Annotated in this window: 19 protein-coding genes; 18 read left to right on the top strand and 1 reads right to left on the bottom strand. The window is 39.7% G+C overall.

Annotated features, from left to right (window positions below; genetic code table 11):
• Window positions 1-331 precede the first annotated feature (331 nt).
• The 12 genes from srtD (at window position 332) to ADU22_RS07145 (ending at window position 13034) form a co-directional block, all read left to right on the top strand.
• Window positions 332-925, top strand: a complete 594-nt coding sequence (srtD, locus tag ADU22_RS07090) for a class D sortase, LPxTATN-specific (RefSeq protein WP_053361528.1) — start codon at window positions 332-334, stop codon at window positions 923-925.
• Window positions 926-1213: 288 nt separating this feature from the next.
• Complete coding sequence (locus ADU22_RS07095; RefSeq protein WP_053361529.1) at window positions 1214-2194, top strand: glycoside hydrolase family protein; 981 nt, start codon at window positions 1214-1216, stop codon at window positions 2192-2194.
• A 107-nt stretch (window positions 2195-2301) separates the two neighbouring features.
• Window positions 2302-3042: a YveK family protein gene (locus ADU22_RS07100; protein ID WP_053361530.1), complete on the top strand. Its 741-nt coding sequence runs from the start codon at window positions 2302-2304 to the stop codon at window positions 3040-3042.
• Window positions 3035-3670 carry a CpsD/CapB family tyrosine-protein kinase gene (locus ADU22_RS07105; RefSeq protein WP_053361531.1) on the top strand — a complete coding sequence of 212 codons (636 nt, stop codon included), beginning with the start codon at window positions 3035-3037 and terminating at the stop codon, window positions 3668-3670. The genes ADU22_RS07100 and ADU22_RS07105 overlap by 8 nt, the downstream gene beginning before the upstream one ends.
• 36 nt (window positions 3671-3706) lie before the next feature.
• A complete protein-coding gene (locus ADU22_RS07110) occupies window positions 3707-5176 on the top strand; it encodes an oligosaccharide flippase family protein (protein ID WP_053361532.1) in 1470 nt (489 codons plus the stop codon).
• On the top strand, window positions 5166-6461 hold the full coding sequence (locus ADU22_RS07115) for an O-antigen ligase family protein (protein ID WP_069187958.1): 1296 nt from the start codon (window positions 5166-5168) through the stop codon (window positions 6459-6461). The genes ADU22_RS07110 and ADU22_RS07115 overlap by 11 nt, the downstream gene beginning before the upstream one ends.
• On the top strand, window positions 6436-7521 hold the full coding sequence (locus tag ADU22_RS07120; protein WP_053361533.1) for a glycosyltransferase family 4 protein: 1086 nt from the start codon (window positions 6436-6438) through the stop codon (window positions 7519-7521). The genes ADU22_RS07115 and ADU22_RS07120 overlap by 26 nt, the downstream gene beginning before the upstream one ends.
• A complete protein-coding gene (locus ADU22_RS07125; RefSeq protein ID WP_053361534.1) occupies window positions 7518-9188 on the top strand; it encodes a glucosamine inositolphosphorylceramide transferase family protein in 1671 nt (556 codons plus the stop codon). The genes ADU22_RS07120 and ADU22_RS07125 overlap by 4 nt, the downstream gene beginning before the upstream one ends.
• An 88-nt stretch (window positions 9189-9276) precedes the next feature.
• Window positions 9277-10644 (top strand): sugar transferase, encoded by a 1368-nt coding sequence (locus ADU22_RS07130; RefSeq protein WP_231687945.1) that lies wholly within the window; start codon window positions 9277-9279, stop codon window positions 10642-10644.
• Window positions 10645-10686: 42 nt separating this feature from the next.
• On the top strand, window positions 10687-11463 hold the full coding sequence (locus ADU22_RS07135; RefSeq protein ID WP_053361536.1) for a glycosyltransferase family 2 protein: 777 nt from the start codon (window positions 10687-10689) through the stop codon (window positions 11461-11463).
• Between the two features lie 58 nt (window positions 11464-11521).
• Window positions 11522-12595 carry an acyltransferase family protein gene (locus ADU22_RS07140; RefSeq protein ID WP_053361537.1) on the top strand — a complete coding sequence of 358 codons (1074 nt, stop codon included), beginning with the start codon at window positions 11522-11524 and terminating at the stop codon, window positions 12593-12595.
• A gap of 70 nt (window positions 12596-12665) precedes the next feature.
• The gene (locus ADU22_RS07145) at window positions 12666-13034 is read left to right on the top strand and encodes a helix-turn-helix domain-containing protein (RefSeq protein ID WP_197280027.1); all 369 of its coding nucleotides are present in this window, start codon (window positions 12666-12668) and stop codon (window positions 13032-13034) included.
• Between the two features lie 66 nt (window positions 13035-13100).
• Here ADU22_RS07145 and ADU22_RS07150 read toward each other — a convergent pair whose 3' ends face one another.
• A complete protein-coding gene (locus tag ADU22_RS07150; protein WP_053361539.1) occupies window positions 13101-13427 on the bottom strand; it encodes a DUF192 domain-containing protein in 327 nt (108 codons plus the stop codon).
• Window positions 13428-13713: 286 nt separating this feature from the next.
• Here ADU22_RS07150 and ADU22_RS23930 point away from each other — a divergent pair, with 286 nt between their 5' ends.
• From ADU22_RS23930 to ADU22_RS07175, 6 genes are all read left to right on the top strand, one after another.
• Window positions 13714-13878 carry a Flp family type IVb pilin gene (locus tag ADU22_RS23930; protein WP_069187959.1) on the top strand — a complete coding sequence of 55 codons (165 nt, stop codon included), beginning with the start codon at window positions 13714-13716 and terminating at the stop codon, window positions 13876-13878.
• A 70-nt stretch (window positions 13879-13948) separates the two neighbouring features.
• Entirely contained in the window at window positions 13949-14461 is a 513-nt protein-coding gene (locus tag ADU22_RS07155) for an A24 family peptidase (RefSeq protein WP_053361540.1), read from the top strand.
• A complete protein-coding gene (locus tag ADU22_RS07160; RefSeq protein ID WP_053361541.1) occupies window positions 14461-14856 on the top strand; it encodes a TadE/TadG family type IV pilus assembly protein in 396 nt (131 codons plus the stop codon). Before ADU22_RS07155 ends, ADU22_RS07160 begins: the two co-directional genes overlap by 1 nt.
• Window position 14857: 1 nt before the next feature.
• Entirely contained in the window at window positions 14858-15778 is a 921-nt protein-coding gene (locus ADU22_RS07165; protein WP_053361542.1) for a pilus assembly protein TadG-related protein, read from the top strand.
• A 33-nt stretch (window positions 15779-15811) separates the two neighbouring features.
• The gene (gene cpaB, locus ADU22_RS07170) at window positions 15812-16408 is read left to right on the top strand and encodes a Flp pilus assembly protein CpaB (protein WP_053361543.1); all 597 of its coding nucleotides are present in this window, start codon (window positions 15812-15814) and stop codon (window positions 16406-16408) included.
• Window positions 16405-17595, top strand: a complete 1191-nt coding sequence (locus ADU22_RS07175; RefSeq protein WP_053361544.1) for a CpaE/TadZ family protein — start codon at window positions 16405-16407, stop codon at window positions 17593-17595. The genes cpaB and ADU22_RS07175 overlap by 4 nt, the downstream gene beginning before the upstream one ends.
• Window positions 17596-17607 lie beyond the last annotated feature (12 nt).

Genomic DNA, 17607 nt, shown 5'->3' on the forward strand with positions numbered 1-17607 from the left:
TAGACTGTTTTCTACATTTTTTAAACATTTTTATAAATGATAACTGGAAAAGTTCGCCCATAAAGTATAAGGCAATAAACTTCAGAAACTAATCCCATGAAAACCCTTAGTGCTATAGGTATTAACCAGTTTTTTGCTTCTTGACTGCTGCAGAACCCACTGTATGGAGTTCATCAGGTGACCCATTCTTCTGCGTTGGACAAGATTGACTCACCAAGGGAGCGCTTTTAGGAACCCGGTCATACAGCTGAGGTCACGGTCCTTATCGGAATTGTTCCGTATCTGCCTCATCCCTGTTTTTCTGAAATCCTAAGATTAGGAGAAATGGACCATGTTTGGAGTGAATGGCGTGAGAAAGAAAAATATTTTGCTTCTGTTAATCATCCTGGCAGGTATGTTTATGCTGGGGAAAGGACTCACCCAGTATTTTGACAGTAAGATACAAAGCAATAAGGCCCTGAACGAGGCACCGGGGCTGGTACAGCTGGAGGAAAAGCCTATGAAAGCGGGAGGTCGGTTAATTCCTAAACAGGGAGAAACGGCAGGGKTGCTTGTCATATCAAAAATCAATGCCGAGCTCGCTATTGTGGAAGGAACAGACCCGGACGACCTGGATAAGGGAGTTGGCCATTATCGGAATTCCTTTTATCCGGGTGAGAATGGGCAAATTGTTTTATCAGGCCACCGGGATACGGTTTTCCGTAAATTGGGGCAGTTGGAACTGGATGATATCCTTGAGGTCAGGATGGCATATGGAACCTATCAATACGAAATTACCAATATGAAGGTTGTCAGTGCGAATGATACCAGCATTATCACACTTCAGGATACCGAAGAAGAATTGGTCCTCACTACCTGCTATCCTTTCGGGTTCATTGGGGATGCACCCGACCGTTATATTATTTACGCCAAAAAAATCGATTGAAGAAAGGAACAAACTTAATTAAAAACTTGACTCTTCTTAATCCCACCCCAAAAAGGGCATACTGGCAGCGCAGTCGAAAAATCAGCTTTACTAAACCGAGAAACAGTAAATTAGTACTAAAGTTCAGCCTCTCCAACTTAATTTAGCTTTTTCAAATAACATAACTATTGATATTAAATTGAGCAACAGTTCTCTCCAATGAACAAATGAATGGCATATTAGTTGTAATCCCCACTCAGTTAGTGTAAAATTCTCTATAAAGAACAAAAGGCGGAAGGGAGAGAACATTTGAAACTAAAAAAACTGGTGTTACCGGCCATAATAATTATTGCTATAGTTCTTCTATACAACCAGCTTTACACCTCTCCTTCTACAGCAGAAAAAACGACTGAATACGTTGATGCACAAATGTTCGGTGCTGACGGCGATGATCTAAAAGATGATACTGCCGCCATCCAAAAGGCCATAAACTATAGCCAAAAAGAGAAAATCGGGAAGGTAAAGCTTCTTGGTAATAAAAATTACATCTTGACCAAGGGGGTGGTGCTAAAAGAGGGGGTGGAGCTTGAGCTTGGCCAGAATACCCGGCTATTTGTGGAGGGTGACTTTCGGGTTATAGAGGTAGAGAAGAATGCTTCCATAACGAACGCGACTTTTGAAATTACCAATAAAGAATTCGATTCAGAGGTCATTTACTTAAATGGTGAGCAAAAGTTCTGGTCTTGGGAGAGAACAAGGATTAACAATGTAACAATCATAAATTCAAGCGGATCGAAGAAGGGAACGGGGATTTCACTTTTTTCACAAGGTGCCGACCATTTCATTAGTTTTGTGAACTTTACAGATATAAATATTTCCGGTTTACATACGGGTGTGAGGCTGGAGGCCAAGCCGCCTCCGGAAGGAGAAGAGGGGTACAGTTTTATTAATGGAAACCGGTTCACGAATCTGACTCTTGATGCTTGTGTAAACTGTATCGAGATCATTGGTTCAGTAACTATTCCAAATGAGTGTTCAGGTAATGAATTTAAAGGGCTGCAGGTTCAGACATCAAATGATACGGAAAAAGTCATATCTGTAAATGGATCGGATAATAAATTTGACGCCATGATATGGGATGTTCATTTATTGGAGAACTCTTTGGGGCCAATAGTTGAATTCACCGCTCAAACTAAGGGAAACACCCTGTTTTCTAATCTAGAATCAACTTATATTGAAGATAATGGGAACCAAAATTTCTTTACTTCGCCACAGGAGGCACATTATTAAATTAAGCCTACGGTTACATTTATATAGGGCATGAAAGTTACCAATAAACCGGTATATTTTTTTGGAGTGAATGTTCTATATAACGAAAAAATTCAATGGAGGTTACTATGGACGAAAAAACAGATTTAAAGAAGTTTTTTACCATACTTAAAAGAAGAAAGTTAACAGTGTTGATTACAATGCTAATGACCTTCGCCCTTACCGCCTGTGTCTCCTTTTTCGTGATGAAACCAACTTATGAGGCAACTGCAAATATAGTGGTAGGCAAATTAAAGAAAGAAGAAGGCTATTATGGGGAGACCCAGGAGATTTATATGCTTTTAGCTTCCACTAAAGATTTTATAAAAAGTCCAACGGTTCTTAATTCAGTACAAAAAGAACTTGGCTTTACAGACTCTAAGCTGGAAGAGAAGATCGTTGTTCAAAATAACAAAGATTCCCAGATTGTCAGTGTGGTTGTAAGGGATCAGAACCCAGAAAGAACCCAAAATTTAACGGTAGCTATTGTAAATACGACGGTGAATAAAATGAAAGAGATTTTTGGAGTTTCAGAAATCAAAGTATTGGCCAGCCCTGAAGATTCGGTCGGTGTTGAGAGGGTTGGAAGCGCTGCCCTAAACCTTGCCATTGGAGGAATTGTCGGATTATTCCTTGGGATTTGTTTGGCCATGTTCCGGGAGTACTGGGACGATTCCTTTAAAGATGCTAAAGAGGTGGAGGAAATCCTTGGGCTCCAAGTATTGGGCTCAGTAGATCTGAAAGATTATAAAAAGAAGACTAAGAATGAATCTAAAATAAAAGCGGCGAAAATTTTAAAAGAGAAAAAGGGAGGGGAGGTCAGTGCTTAAAAAAAAGAAAGAGAGCTCCTTCAAGCTTAATTTTATTCCAGAATCAATAAGCAGTGAGCAGATGAGAATAATTTGCGCTAATCTGGGTCAGTTTTTGAAGGAAGAAACAAATTTGATTATGGTTTCCTCCCCCACTGAGATCAGCCAAAAGCCAATCATTACTTCTTTCCTGGCTGCAGCCTTTGCAGAACAAGGAAAAAAAATATTATTAGTGGATGCAAATATAAGGAAACCAACTTTGCATGATTTGTTCCAAATTAGCAATATAACAGGTCTGGTCAATATAATTGTAAACCAGGAAAAAATGAAAATGAATATACATGAGACCAATATCCCCGGACTCTCTGTACTGCCTGCAGGGTCCTTGCCGGTCAGTGCTTCTGACCTGTGGGTTGCAAGCAAGTTTAAAAGATTTGAAGATGCATGCCGGACAGGCTTTGATGTGGTTATTTTTGAAGCCCCTCCCTTACAGGGAGTTTCTGATGCCCATACTCTCTCAAACTCATGTGATGGGATTGTTCTCGTTATTGAAGGCAATCGAACAAAAAAAGAAGCAGCCCTTAAAACAAAAGAGTCATTGCTTCGGTCAAACAAGCGTGTTTTAGGCGTTATTTACCAGGACGGATAAAAAAGTCCATCTTTATCACATAAGGCAGGTGCTGATATGGAGAAACCGAAGAAAAAGAACTCGATTGCAATGAATATCGTTCATCTCTTTTATAGCACGGCCTTATCGAGCGTCTTAAATGCGATTGCCCTGATTGTTCTCGCCTCTTATCTGCAAACCTATCACTATGGCCTTTTTAGCGTCGCTCTAGCGTTTGCCATGATTATGGGGTATTTTACTGACGCTGGCCTTAGCGAAATTGTTCTGCGAGAAGGTTCCAAAAAAGAAGTAAGCATTCCCATTCTCATGGCCTCTTATATAAAGATGAGGATGTTCCTGCTTTTATTAACGTTTCTGCTTGGATTTCTTCTCATTCATCTTTTCAATCAGGGCAACCAAGAGTTAATCMAAACGGCTTACTATTTAATCATTCCAATGGTCACTGGAATCGCTATGCAAAGTATCGGAATTACCTTCTACCAGCTAAGTGAAAGGATGCAATATTCCGGCCTCATTAGGATTATATCGGCGGGCTGCCTATTGATCACGCTGTCTGTCGGCATTGCCTTAGACTTTGCTCCGATTGTTATTTGCTTGGTTTATGGGGTGTCTTATTTAATCGCCGGGGTATTTGCCCAAATTTTATTAGCCAAAAATATAAAAATTGACTTGCGAAGTAAATTTCACAGAGGGTTATTGCAAAGTCTGGGCTCCTTCACCGCCGGCGGTCTGTTGTTTGTCATGATCCCTCATTTGGGTCCAATCATTCTCGAGAAAACTGTTCCCTTGAAAGAGGTAGGGGAATTTGCGGTGGCGTACCGGATTCCTCAAGCCCTGCAGCAGATTCCTTTTATCGTGGCGGGTGCTTATTACCCTGTTTTATTCAAGGCGTTTAACAACAACCTTCCAGGTGAGCATTTAAAACACTTAAAGTTTCAAATTAAATTGATGGCCCTTGTAGGAATGATCATGACTATCCCTTTTTACCACCTCTCGGATTTAGTGATCAGGCTTTTGTTTGGGGAGGAGTGGCTGTCTGCTTCCCAACCATTAAAAATACTGTCATTTTTATTATTATTACAGGCACTCGGCATTGCCCTTGCAGATGGATTAACCACCAGCGGCAAGCAATTTCAGCGGATGATGGTTCAGATACTTGCTGTAATGGGAGGAATCGTTTTTTATGTGGCATTTAGTATATCGTATGGCATACAAGGTGCAGCCTATGCGGGGGTGTTAATAGAATCCATTGCACTTGCTGGGTTTTGGGTATGTTCCGCTAACCGATGGTTTATAGCAAAAAGTACCCTTATTCCCTATTTGTCTTTTTTCTTTTTGACCATAGCGTGCATAGGCTATCTCCTGCCAAATTATCCATTTTTATCGGCGACTATAAACTTTCTGCTTGTGTTAAGTTTGGTTGTCATCGACAAAGAGCTGAAGAGTAAAATTTCCAGCTTTATAAAAGCGAAACGAAAAAAAGATTGGGAGCTGGAGGAAAGCCGGGAGGTGCATCATGGATTATAAAGGGCAGCCTCAAAAATATGGAAGAACAGTTTTTTGGCTTTTTACGCTGGTGATGTTAGCCAAATACAATATCTATATTGGATTTGCTTTAAAGCCTTATATGGTTTTTTGTATCCTATTCTTTATCATCCATATTGGATCCTTTTATTTTCAAAGATTGCACTTGTTTGAGGCAGCCATGTTGCTATTTTATTTGATGTACAGCTATACCGGGGCCTTTGCTTTATATCCTGGCTCTAGTGCCAGAATAATAGTAGGCATCCTTCTTTACATCTGTTGTTATTTTATTATCAGATACATCATTGGAAGAGCGAATGATTTAGCCATAAAAAATGCAATAGGCAATGTGGGCATTCTGTTTAATTCCGCGAGTTTGATTTTATATGTAATAGGGTTAAAGGGTGTTTCCTTTGTGTTTGATGGAGACAGGATTTCACAATATGGGGTTATGGTCGATAGGAATTATCCCAGACTAATTGGCCTGCTGCAGGATCCCAACTTCTTTGTCTTTTATAACACGCTATTTTTTTGTTATTACCTGAGTAATTTTGAATCAAAAAAAAATAAAATCGGTTTAATTTTGTGCATTCTCACCAATTTATTAACTTTTTCCAGGGGCGGCATCTTAGTCATTATGTTCCTGTTTATCATCAATTTGTTTTTAACGAATCCTTTCAATAAGTTAAAAATGATTGTTAGCCTGTCTTTTTCGTTTCTCGTTGTTGGGTATGTTGCCATATATGTGATGAAATTTGATTTTTTATCCATTCTCCAGTCAAGGCTGGATGATACCTCAGAAGATGGAGGCAGTGGGAGGTTGACCCTATGGGGAAGGGCTTGGGATTATTTTAACTCTGACATTTTAGTAGGGATTGGAGCCTTTAATTTTTCAGATTATAACTTATTTGAAAATGGGGACCCGCTCACCGCACACAATACGTATTTAGATATATTAGCGGAATCCGGTCTGGTGGGGTTCATTAGCTACAGCCTGTTTATCCTTCTGGTTTTTATTAAAATCATTCAAATGAATATTCACAGAAAGAACCCCTACTTGTTTTTAACGTTCTTAGGCTTTGTTCTGCAAATGGGATTTCTCTCTGTCATTATCAATGACATATTCTTTCTGTATCTAGCCATACTGTCCGCCTATTTACATCATTTGTACGCAAATGAGAGGGATAGGGCAAATCAACATTCTTTTAATGCACAAAGAGCGGATCCAACAGGCCATCTTTCTAAAGGAGGGATTGCTTTCTATGAACGTTTTACTGTTAACCGATAAGCTGATTATGGGCGGAGCAGAAATGTACTATTGCAAACTGGTAAATCAGTTAAAACATCCAGAAATTACTTTTTATTATGCGGCTGCAAAAGGCGAATTGTTTAACAAAATTAAGGGGAAACACCATTTTACTGAATTAAGCCGTACGAATCATCTCAAAAATATTAGGACCTTATTAAATCTGGTGGATGACAGGCAAATTACTCTAATCCACGCGAATAGTTTAAGGATGGTTTTATATAGCATTCTATTAAAGAAACTATTTAAAAGGCCTATCAAAGTTATTTATACGAAGCATAATATCACCATCCTTGAGAAGAAGTTCCCTCTAGGATTTATGCATTTGATGAATATTTACGTGAATCGAATCATAACGGTCAGTGGATCCGAGAAGGGGAGTCTAGAGCAGCTCGGAGTCCAAGACAGTAAAATTAGGACCATTTACAATGGCGTCGATTTGGAGCAATTCGTATTCCATCGCAAAGAATCAGGAGTTGTTTTTAATATTGGTATATTAGCCAGGCTATCAGAAGAAAAGAATCATGCCTTGTTCATACAAATAGCAAATGAACTAAAAAACAGGCCAAATGTTATGTTTTATATTGCCGGAAATGGACCGGAGAAACAGAAGATATCCGATCTGATAAGATCTTATAACCTATCCGGGAAAGTAAAGATGTTAGGAGAAGTTCAAAACCCTGAAGACTTTATTAGAGATATGGATATCCTTCTTTTGACATCAAACAGAGAAGTTTTCCCGATGGTCATTATAGAATCGATGGCTATAGGTACTCCTGTTATCTCAATTGATAAGGGGGGGATAAAGGAAGCGGTGATACAGGATGAGACCGGGGTCCTTATTAAAAGCCATTCTGTTGAGGAGTTTAGTAATCAAATAATAAGGTTGGAATCTGACCAACTCTCCAGAATGAGGATTTCCAAACAAGCACGCCAAAAAGTAGAAAGAGAGTTTTCGTTAGAGCAAATGGCTAAGCAAACACTCGAAGAATATCTAAATTTTGCTGATGATGTTAAAGGATATATAGGAGTGAGGCAATGAAAAAACCACAGCTTCGTTATGCCCTGATTTCTGACACTGATACTGTCGAGGATTGGCAGCATGAAGCAATCGTTAAGCTATCCGGGCTAGATGAGACAGTTTGTTGTGCTGTCATCCAATTTTCGGGGAAAAAGAAACAGACAAAATTTCGATTTGGGAAAACCAGACCTATAACCAGCTTTTATGATGAAAGTCTGATGCGGATTGAATGTGGGGAGGCGACAGACAAAGATTATGTTTTCTCAAAAGAAGACATAAATCTGATTAATCATCTTGAATTGGATTTTATCTTATGTTTGAGCAGTCGTCAGATTAGTGGTGAAATAGTAATTCTTCCAAAACATGGGGTATGGAGATTTAATCAGAGGTTTCTCCATCCTGACTCCGGTAAGAACAATATCCATGGAGTTCCAGTGATCGCTGCATCGCTTGAAAAGGTTCTGCCTAACAATCAACATATAATTTTAAAACAGGGATACTTTTCAACTTTTAACTCTTCTCATCTTAAAAGCCAAAGACTTGTAAGGATGGCATCTGCCCCATGGCCAGCGCTCGTTTGCCGGGACATTTTAAATGACAATGCTTCGTATCTCTATAACATTCCGAGTGTTGATAAGGGAGCTGAAAAGGGAGAAAACAGGAAAGTTTCCTTCTCATTGAAGTGGATTGAAGATAAACTGCGCTCTATTTATAATAAGTTATTTTGTTATGAATACTGGAATGTTGGAATCGTCCATAGACCGATTCATCATTTTTTAAATGACGACGAGGAAAGGTTGGATATTGAATGGATAGTAGAAAGAAAGGATATGTATTTAGCTGACCCATTCGTTTACAAAATAGGAGATAAGTTTCAAATCATCATGGAAGAATTAAACCATAAGGTAGTAAAAGGGTTCATTAGCGAAGCAACAGTTCCCCAAAATGGCAGCGGAGAATCCGCATTTCGCCAGGCAACAATAAGTACAGCTTCCCATATGTCTTACCCCTATATATTAGAATATCGGGGAGAGATTTATTGTGTACCTGAAACGTCCGAAAGAATGGAGGTTCCGATTTACAAATTAAATCAGGAGAATGGGAATTGGCAAAAAGTTAAAGCACTGATTAAAGACTTTCCTGCTATAGATTCAACAATAATAAAATACCAAGACTTATGGTGGCTGTTTTGTACGAAAGCAAACTCAACCTTTCAAAGTCACAACAATGAGCTTTATATTTTTTATTCCAGGAACCTGATGGGAGAGTGGAAACCCCATGCATTAAATCCGGTTAAAGTGGATGTACGATCATCCAGGCCTGCAGGCACTCCTTTTATATATGAAGAAAGACTGTATAGGCCTTCCCAGGATTGCTCTAAAACTTATGGTGGAAGGATTTCGCTGAATAAAATTAAGAAATTGACACCATCTGAGTTTGAGGAAGAAACAATAAAATATATTGAACCAAACAAGGACAGTCTCTATCCCGATGGAGTTCATACAATTACTTCAGCTGGCGACGTGACTGTTTTGGATGGGAAAAGATTTGACTATCACTGGTCTCACTTTTTTCGCAAGCTGTATAAGCTGAAACCAACTAATCTTCAAAAGATAAGGACCCGAACTTACGAAATAAATAATAGATTACTCAAAACTAACAAAACTCCAGCGACTAGTAACAAGTAATTTTTTTTTGCTAGTTGTGTTCGTTATAAAGAAATTTATTATCCTTTGGTTTGTGGAATCTTTTCTTTGGGAGGAATCGAAGTTGAATATGAGCCGCAATGGTTTTAAGATGCACTTTTTGCTGCTGGACCTTTTAACACTAGTGACAGGGGGTGTTGTCTATTATAAGTTTGCATCCTTCTTTTCAGTTGAAACAGCGGGCAACATTCTATTTCCGATATTTCTCTTTTTGGTATTTCTAATGTTTTCGCTCTTTGATTTATACACAGAGTCGATCCGCCGGGATATCAATAATTTGATTTATTCCGTTGTTTTATCAATGGTTGTTGCTTACGTATTGGTCCTTCTGATTATGAGCATAGCGCCTGTTCCTTTTAATGACCATTTATCTCTCATCCCATTGTTAATCATTGAGACTGTGATGGTAGTTCTACTCCGGACAGGAATATGGCTAGCTGGCAAGAAGTCGGTTGGAGCAAGAAAAGTAATTATAATTGGAGACCACTTACAGGCTAGTTATACCTTGGCAGAAAAATTTCTTAACGACAATGATAGGGGATATAAGGTTGTCGGTATCTTATCGGAAGATAACAAAAGAGAGGTTTTAAAAGCTATTGAGACATATGACGTGTTTGTGCTCGGCTCTGGAATTAAACATGATGCTAAAGATGAAATCGTAAATGCATGTTTAAGGAAAGGAAAAGAAGTACTGGTGGTTCCCGAGCTTTTAGATTTGTCTGTGCAAGGAGCGGCAACGCAACAAGTAGATGATATGCTGGTTTTCTCAATATCCTCTCCCATAGTCAGCAAGACTTCAATGGCAGTAAAGCGAATTTTTGACCTTGCAGTGACTTCCATCTTACTGGTCTGTGTCAGCCCTCTTTTGCTGTTATTATCCATCATGATACCCATGACTTCGAGGGGGCCAGTAATTTATAGACAGGAAAGAGTGGGCTTAAACGGGCAGAGGTTCTGGATTTATAAGTTTCGGAGCATGATCCAAAATGCAGAAAAAGTCACAGGACCGGTTTTGGCTACCGAAAAAGACCCGAGAATAACTCCGCTCGGCAGGTTTATGAGGGCCGTACGACTTGATGAACTTCCGCAGTTATTCAATGTTTTGAAAGGTGATATGAGTTTAGTTGGACCGCGTCCTGAAAGAGATTACTTTATTAGACAGTTCAAGCAGGAATTTCCTGATTATACCTATAGATTAGCTGTAAAGCCAGGAATTACAGGCTTGGCGCAGGTAATGGGGAACTATGGAACAACAGTTGAAGACAAACTTCGCTATGACTTGTTATATATTCGAAATTACTCCCTTTTATTAGATATAAAAATTTTAATGCAGACCATGAGAGTAGTTGTCCAACATAAACAGGCCAAAGGGGTAGCCGAGCAAAAAATGTCTCCGCTAGTCAATTTGGAGAAGAACGGAAAAGCAGTTGGAAGGTAACCGGTCTCAGGTCGTTATATTTTATAAAAGGGGGAGAGATGCTTGAGTGCTAATAAAAACAATAAGCTGGTTTCAATTATTACTCCTACTTATAATTCTTCCAAGTATATTAAAGAAACCATCCTTTCAGTAAAAAAACAAATCTATCAAAACTGGGAAATGATAATTGTAGACGATGCATCCACAGATCATACAGTTGAAATAATCGAGCGGGAAATCAGCCTTGATCCAAGGGTGAAATTAATTAGATTGAACCATAATAGTGGACCGGCGGAAGCACGAAATACAGCTATAGAGTGTTCTCAAGGAAGGTATCTCGCTTTTCTCGATAGTGACGACATTTGGCTCCCGCAAAAGTTAGAAAGGCAATTGGAATTTATGCAGGAAAATCAAGCAGGCTTCTCATTCACAGACTATAGAATAATGAATGAGGATGGGGAGGTGTCAAACACTGTTTTCCGCGTTCCCAAAAGAATGGATTATAATGCTCTGCTTAAAAATACAATGATTGGAACTTTAACGGTTGTACTTGATAAGAAAATGGTAGGGGAAGTAAGAATGCCTTTGTATCGGGACTGTTCGGAGGACTATGGACTTTGGCTATATATCCTATCTTCTGGGTTTATTGCTTATGGCTTGAATGAAGAACTGGCTATATATCGAAAATGCGAAGACTCGTTGTCTAGCAATAAAATAAAATCAGCAAAGAAAACTTGGAATACGTATCGAAAAGTTCAAAAGATAAATATTCCATATGCATTATGGTGTTTTACAAATTACTCAGTTAATGCGTTAAAAAAGCATTCAAGGACTATGTAATATTTTAAAAGGACGATGATGTTCCTGGCTTAATATGCACAAATAGGAGAGATCATGCATGAATGATACCAGAGCAAAACTTTCGTATGTCCAGGTTTCAAGAGCTGTTGCTATTCTATTTGTGTTATTAGGCCATGCTAATACGCAGTTTTATCAGGCGTATGGCTATGACTGGTTGAACATGGGTGTCTGGGAAAGAACTGGCGGTGTTGACTTCTTCTTCATTGTTACCGGTTTTATGATTTATTACTTATACCACAAACAAATTGGTATACCCGGAAAAGCTAAGGAGTTTTTAATTAAACGTGTGGTTCGAATCTTTCCGTTATATTGGATCTTTACATTTTTGATGATAATAGCAGCATTCTTAATAAAGGATTTTGAACCGCACTATTCCTGGAAAGTAATCGTTAAATCCTTTCTATTCGTAGAGAGCGACCCTGTAATAGGGTCAACATGGTCTCTCAAACATATTCTGTTATTTTATATGATATTTGGAGCCTGGATTTATAAACCAAAACGAATGAAACCGATTATAGTGGTGTGGGTAATATTGACTGTTCTTACTGAAGTTCGTCTGCTTTCAATCCTGGATTCTTTTATATTCAGCTTTAGCAGTATAGAAGTCCTAATGGGTTCCTTGGTGGCTTACTGGATCCTTAATCATAAGGTAAGATACTCTACGGTTTGGATTGTGTCCGGAATCCTAGGTTTCTTGTCTATATGGCTAAATAACATATTTTTGCTATACGAAATACATGCTCCTTTCTTTTTTTGCCTATTCTCAATGCTCATTATGCTAGGAATGGCGGAAAAGGATAAACAGCCTAGAAAAGTTCCTAAATTGTTATCATTCTTGGGTGACGCATCTTATTCCATATATATAGCACACGGTCCATTTTTAAGTATATTCATAATTTTGCTAGGGATAGTAAGCCCGGACTATACGCTAAATGGTCATTTAATGATATTGTTAGTCAGTTTGCTAACCACGGTATCTTGCTGTTTTGTTTATATCTTTGTTGAAAAACCAATAACTGCAGCGTTGAGAAGAAAGGTGCTGCACAAGGGGGAAGACTCTTTTGTAGTCACCTCCATTGGTACGGACATTCAAGTTGTCAAGAATATATAACTCTTAGAGCCATTATGGGAAGAATCAGGGGATGATTTTGAGAGCCGCTTATGAATTGAGGTGCTTTAAAATGGAAAGTTTAGAAGTTCATGATATGTATAAAATGAATGGCACCAAACTGAGAGACCTTCGAAAAAAGAGAGGGCTTTCCTTATGCCGTTTAAGTGAGCTGACTGGCATATCCAAGTCATACTTAAGCATTATTGAACGTGAACTGCATAAAAATCCAAGCTTGGAAGTCCTGGATAAGCTCGCCACCTTCTTTCAAGTAGATGTTGAGTATTTGGTTAAGGGAGATAGAAGCGAAAAGATACATTCAATAGAGGAACCTATTAAGATAATAATTAAACTGGAAATTGAATTGCCACATAATCGGAATAACCTTCAAAAACTTAAGCAAATTACAGAGCTTATTGAAGGATTCACAGAAGGGTCATAGTGTTTTCAATAAGAAATATATTGGGCTGTTCAAAATCCCACCGACTTTGGACAGCCTGTTTGAAGTTTATAAGTTAACATACTCACCTTTTAATAAATTCAATTCCCTAATTGCTCCTGAGGGCAGCTCCACAACAGAATGGGCCCTTGGAACTGGTTTTACAAACCTCCAGGGCCTAAGTTCCTCGATCAATTCAACGACTCTCCCTTCCTTACTGATAAAAACCGCATCAATCGCAAAGTTCATAAAGCACATATGAATCGAATTGCAAGGTGTAATCCAAAGTCCTTCCTCCACTAAAGGATCCTTCCTGAACATCAAACCTCTTAATCTCTTTCCGAATGAATCTGCCTTACTTATGCGATATGGCAATGTTCGCTTTAATTCTTCCATCCTCGTATCTCCCTTCGTCTTTTTGTTCTGTATATTGAATATACTCTAAGTTTTATTTATTCTCAATACTGAACAAAGTAGAATCTTGTCGTTTTTTATTTAGAACAAAATATAGGAAAATGTATTTACTTTACAGGTTATATGAACTATTATTTACTCAAGGGTTGTTCATTAAATAGAACAATTGAACGAAAGAGATTCAGATTGATCAATCAGAATCGTTCAACAAAAGTTCATTAAAATGAACAAGACTAAAAAATACTTTTATATTTTAGGAGGAAGAACCATGTTAGAAAAAATGAAAAATTTGGTTGTGGAAGAAGAAGGACAAGCGATGACAGAATACGGTTTGATAATCGCATTGGTTGCAGTTGTTGTTGTTGGTGCTATAGCTACAATTGGAACAAAGCTGAATGGGAAATTTGGTGAAATTGTCACTAAGCTTGGCTAAAAAAGTTAAGTGAAACACAGCCCTACTTAATTAAGTAGGGCTGTAATTCTAACAAATGAGGTAAAAATATATGTTAATTCTTTCAATACTTATTACTGTATTGCTGGTCTCGTTAATAACGGACGTTAAAAAAAGGAAAATATTAAACATTGTTACCATTCCCTCGACACTGATCGGCATTACTTATTACTCAATAACTCTAGGTTTGTCCGGCTTTCTTTTTAGCGGCCAAGGGTTTCTAGTAGGGCTTAGTCTTCTTCTAATTCCATATCTTCTAGGGGGGATGGGTGCTGGTGATATAAAACTCATGGCTGCAATTGGGGCGTTGATGGGGACGACATTTGTTTTCTACTCTTTCCTCTATACCGCACTAATTGGAGGGGTAATTGCAATACTATTGCTTTTTAAGCAAAAAGGTTTTTCAAATTCCGTGAGGTCTTTATTTTTCCATATCTTTTTCTATAAAAGCAGTATTGGGTCATTGCTTCACCTAGGAAAGGTAGAGCGTCCCCGTATCTCCTTCCCCTACGGCGTAGCCATCGTCCTTGGCACATTCTGCACTCTAATCTGGGGTGGTTTTTAATGAAATCAGAAAAAGGACAGTCGCTGGTCGAATTTGCACTGGTCCTGCCTCTGTTGATGATGTTGTTGTTTGGAATTATTGATTTTGGACGCATTTTTCATGCATACCTAACGATTGATCATGCCGGCAGGGAAGCTGCCAGGGCTGCGAGTGTGGGGAAAACATACTCCGAAGCAAGTCAAGTTGCCGTCAAAACAGCTGCAGGCATCAACTTGAACAAGTCCGGAGCCTCTGTAACGATTACTCCTCCTTCAGACCCTGCAAAATCCTATCCTTCCGGAACAGATGTGAAGGTGACCATCACCTATCCCATCGATTTTCTAACTCCTATAATCGGCCAATTAATTGGCGGAAGCTTTAATCTTACTGATACCACTGTGATGAGGGTGGAATGAAATGTTTAAGAAATTGTTACAATCCATGAATTTGAAAGATGAAAACGGTGCGGCACTTGTCATTGTGGCTATCTCCATGACAGTTCTTCTTGGCTTCACCGCTTTGGTAATAGATGTGGGACAAATGTATTTGGAAAAAAGCAAAGTCCAGAAAGCTGTGGACGCGGCCGCTCTTGCCGGAGCTCAGAAATTATTGGGGGATGCCAGCACCAGTGTCAATGATGCAAAGGCGGCAGCCAGGGAGATTGCTGAAAAGAACGGCTACACTCCCGACAGCATTGAGGCTGTGCATAAATCCTACATAAAGGTAAAGAAAGAAGCAAAAGTTCCTCTTACTTTTGCAAGGGTTTTTGGCCTTACAGAAGCGGATGTACCCGCATCCGCAAAAGTAATTGTTGGCCCTCTAGTCTCGACTTCCGGAATTTCACCCATTGCGGTTGCCAAGGACACGATTCCGAACGGTACCATCTTAAACTGTGGCAGCAGTAAACATGTTACAGGCAATTGCGGTTTTATAAGAGTAGACGGTACAGGAGCAAATGAGCTTAAAGCAGCATTTATAAATGGAGGATCTTATACGGCAAAAACAACAGTCGATACGGAAAAGGGCGAGATGAAAGGTCCGGTTGAAGCTGCTGTTACGGAGATTATCAGCCAGGACGCTGGAAAACCCCATTGCCAATCCGCATCAACAGCGGACAAAAACTGCAGCCGGGTCATTTATGTGGCGGTGATTGATACATGGGAAGGTGTAAATAACAGCGTCGAAATTATTGGATTCGCCGCCTACTGGGTGGAGAAATACGATAAGGGAACGAACCAATTTATCGGCCATTTTATGAATATGGTAGCAGCCGGAGAGATTGCCAAGCCTGGCACCATTGGAGCCTACGGTGTTTACGGGATGAAATTGGATGAATAAGGAAAATCGTACATCAAAAGATGGGGGATCAAAATGAACTTAAAGAAGATTTGGATATGGTCATTAATCCTGGGGATGACAGTTGCGGTGTTTGCCTATTTTACCGTTCTGCCGAATGAGTCGGCATCTACGGCAACAAACACGGAAGAGGTAAAGAACGATCAAGCGGAGGAGGAAGCCGAGGTTGTGGAGGAGGATCCTTTTAAAAGAGAAATCGCCAACCCAATGGTCGAGATAGCAAAAGGGTTAAGGGCGATCTCGATTAATGTGGATCTTGCACCTGGCGTCTCGGGTTATGTCGAACCTGAGTCAAAGGTCGACGTCATTGCCTATGAAACGACTAAAGATGAAAAAAAGAAAAAAGAATACAAATCTGCAGTCCTGATTCTTGAAAATGTAAAGGTTCTCACATCAGGAAAATCCGCCGATACGAAACAAGAGGCGCTTCACTACCAAACCGTCACTCTCGAAGTAACCCCGGAACAAGGCGTCATGCTGGGGCTTGCCTCAAGGGATAAAGACGGATTTTACTTAATGCTCCGGAATGAGCTGGATACCCAGACCGGCAAGCAAGGCTACAAGGAAACCAGAGAAGTGATTAAAGAAGACAAGGAGGAAGATAAGAAATGAGCATAAGCTGGTACTACTTTTCCGATACCAATACACCGCCGGGAGAAATTGAAGCTTATTTGGCTAAAAAGGAGTTTTCGCTAGTCAAAACGAACGACATTGGAGCCATTCACCGCCACTTGATGGAAGACCACCAGGCTGTGCTGTTTCTTAGGGCAAACTCCATCTATAACGTGTATGATCTTTGCCAGGAAATTTCCGTTCTTTACCCGCATGTTTATATTGTTTTAATCGTTCCTGACAATATGGAAAACCTGAAAAAGGCCATGCATATGGGAGCTTCCGATATTCTGCGGACTTCCTACTCCTATGAGGAGTTAAAAGAGTCATTCCAACAGGCAAAAAAGTACATGGAACACCGGGCCGAAAAGAGCAGCGGGCAGCCAGCGTTCATAAAGGGAAAAAGCAGGGTGATCGCCGTTTCCGGGCCAAAGGGCGGAGTGGGGAAAACCTCGCTTGCCGTTAACCTGGCGATTGCTTCTGCAAAAAAAGGCAAACGGGTGGCTGTTATTGATGCCCATATCCAGTTTGGCGATATTGCGATGTATTTTAATGAAAAACCGAAACGAACCATCTATGAATGGGTGAAGGAAGCCTATGGCCGATCCACCTATTCCATCGACCAATATATGATGAAACACGATAGCGGCGTCTCCTTCCTAGCTGCTCCGCCACGCCCCGAATTCTTTGAAGGAATTACAGAGGAACATATCAAGGCAGCCATCGAGGAAGCCAAGAAACAATTTGACATTGTCTTCATTGATCTTCCAGGCTATTTATCCGAAATCCACATCAGCTGTCTGGACTCCGCAGATGATATTTTGCTGCTATTTACAAACGATATCTCTGTGCTGAGAACCACTAAGCTTTATCTTGAAACTTTGGAAACCATTAATCTGAAAGACAAAGTAAAACTAATTTTAAATATGCATTCCAAGAAACAAGGCCTCGAGTTAAAGAAGGTAGAGGAAATCTTTGATCTCAAAATCCATGCCACATTGCCAAAACAGGAAAAAATAGCTGCCTCCGCGATCTCAACAGGCTGGCCTTTTGTCCTGGCGGATGCCAGAAGTCAATTAAGCAAAGGTGTCCTTCAGCTGTCCGAGAAGCTTTATGAGCAGGAAGTACCTAAGCTTGTGACAGAGAAAAGGAAGAAAATAAAACGAAGAATCTTATTAAAAGCTTAGGGAGGGAAGGGG

Source organism: Bacillus sp. FJAT-27251 (genome assembly GCF_001273925.1).
Taxonomy (GTDB): Bacteria; Bacillota; Bacilli; order Bacillales; family Cytobacillaceae; genus Mesobacillus_B.

Bases quoted from the DNA above. Each gene is read 5' to 3' on its own strand.
- ADU22_RS07150 (WP_053361539.1), bottom strand. From the start codon at position 13,427: ATGGAAGAATTAAAGCGAACATTGCCATATCGCATAAGTAAGGCAGAT.
- ADU22_RS07155 (WP_053361540.1), top strand. From the start codon at position 13,949: ATGTTAATTCTTTCAATACTTATTACTGTATTGCTGGTCTCGTTAATA.
- ADU22_RS07120 (WP_053361533.1), top strand. From the start codon at position 6,436: ATGAACGTTTTACTGTTAACCGATAAGCTGATTATGGGCGGAGCAGAA.
- ADU22_RS07115 (WP_069187958.1), top strand. From the start codon at position 5,166: ATGGATTATAAAGGGCAGCCTCAAAAATATGGAAGAACAGTTTTTTGG.
- ADU22_RS23930 (WP_069187959.1), top strand. From the start codon at position 13,714: ATGTTAGAAAAAATGAAAAATTTGGTTGTGGAAGAAGAAGGACAAGCG.
- ADU22_RS07145 (WP_197280027.1), top strand. From the start codon at position 12,666: ATGGAAAGTTTAGAAGTTCATGATATGTATAAAATGAATGGCACCAAA.
- ADU22_RS07100 (WP_053361530.1), top strand. From the start codon at position 2,302: ATGGACGAAAAAACAGATTTAAAGAAGTTTTTTACCATACTTAAAAGA.
- ADU22_RS07160 (WP_053361541.1), top strand. From the start codon at position 14,461: ATGAAATCAGAAAAAGGACAGTCGCTGGTCGAATTTGCACTGGTCCTG.
- ADU22_RS07165 (WP_053361542.1), top strand. From the start codon at position 14,858: ATGTTTAAGAAATTGTTACAATCCATGAATTTGAAAGATGAAAACGGT.
- ADU22_RS07175 (WP_053361544.1), top strand. From the start codon at position 16,405: ATGAGCATAAGCTGGTACTACTTTTCCGATACCAATACACCGCCGGGA.
- ADU22_RS07125 (WP_053361534.1), top strand. From the start codon at position 7,518: ATGAAAAAACCACAGCTTCGTTATGCCCTGATTTCTGACACTGATACT.
- ADU22_RS07130 (WP_231687945.1), top strand. From the start codon at position 9,277: ATGAGCCGCAATGGTTTTAAGATGCACTTTTTGCTGCTGGACCTTTTA.
- ADU22_RS07140 (WP_053361537.1), top strand. From the start codon at position 11,522: ATGAATGATACCAGAGCAAAACTTTCGTATGTCCAGGTTTCAAGAGCT.
- cpaB (WP_053361543.1), top strand. From the start codon at position 15,812: ATGAACTTAAAGAAGATTTGGATATGGTCATTAATCCTGGGGATGACA.